Source organism: Tsukamurella pseudospumae, from assembly GCF_001575195.1.
Lineage (GTDB): Bacteria > Actinomycetota > Actinomycetes > Mycobacteriales > Mycobacteriaceae > Tsukamurella > Tsukamurella pseudospumae.
Window position 1 is genome coordinate 1 of record NZ_LSRF01000101.1, and the last position, 862, is coordinate 862.

An 862-nucleotide genomic window follows, 5' to 3' on the forward strand; every position below is an offset into this window, starting at 1 on the left:
CGCCGATCAGGCAGAGCGGTAGGCCTTTGCGGACCCAGTCGCATTTGGCGAGGGTGTGGATGGTGGCGGGGTCGATGTTCGGGTTGGCGTCGAAGTCGAACGTCCGCAACGACTTTTCCCGCGGAAAGCCGGCTGCCTTGATCCGTCGTTCGGAGCGACGGCGGGCACGGTCGTCGCATTCGGAGATCAGCAGCTCGGCGAGGAAGGCCCGGTAGGACATCTGATCGCGGGCGGCGTCGTCGGCGACGTCGGTGAAGTGCGAGCGGATCGTCGGCAGCCGCAGCATGCGGCACGCGGAGTCGATGGCGGCGTCAGCGGCTTGCTCGGTCAGTCCGGAACGGCGAGCGGTAGTCACGGCGGAATCTCCCAAGTGATGGTCTGTGCAGGTGGACTCGGCCTATTCGGCAGGCCGGTGGCGCAGGAGCTGGTCGTAGGCGGCGACGGACGGAAGCGGACGAGTATCCGGCGGGAGCGAGGCCAGGCGGTGCGCGGTCAGCGAGATGACACTGCGCTGGTCAGCAGTGGTGTCTAGATCGACGGCCGCTTCCGCCGCGGTGGGTTCAGTGTCGGCTTTGCGGGCCTCCAGAGCGACGGCGTCGGCGGTGAGCGCCCCAGCGGAGAGCGCGGCGGCGAGACCGGCGACGACCTGTTCGTGACGCATATGCCGATGCAGCAAGAGCACCTCGATCAATGCGCGGGTGCCGGCCTGGTCGCCGTGGGCTTTGCGGGCGGCGGCCCACCAGGCGTCGTGAATCGGCGTGAACTTCCCCGCAGCGCGGGCCTGCTCCAACGCCGTCGCACCCGGCAGCGCGCCCGGTTTGCGGAGCAGCCCTTCGAGGTAGTGGTCGAGCTCGAGGCGGGT

1 protein-coding gene and 1 pseudogene are annotated in these 862 nt (G+C 69.0%); both read right to left on the bottom strand.

Annotation, left to right across the window (positions count from 1 at the left end; genetic code table 11):
• Nucleotides 1-355 (bottom strand): ATP-binding protein (locus tag AXK60_RS25310; RefSeq protein ID WP_175400121.1); only part of this gene is annotated, 355 nt, incomplete at its 3' end.
• Between the two features lie 42 nt (nt 356-397).
• Nucleotides 398-862 (bottom strand): annotated as a pseudogene (locus tag AXK60_RS25315) (IS21 family transposase); the annotation flags it as partial.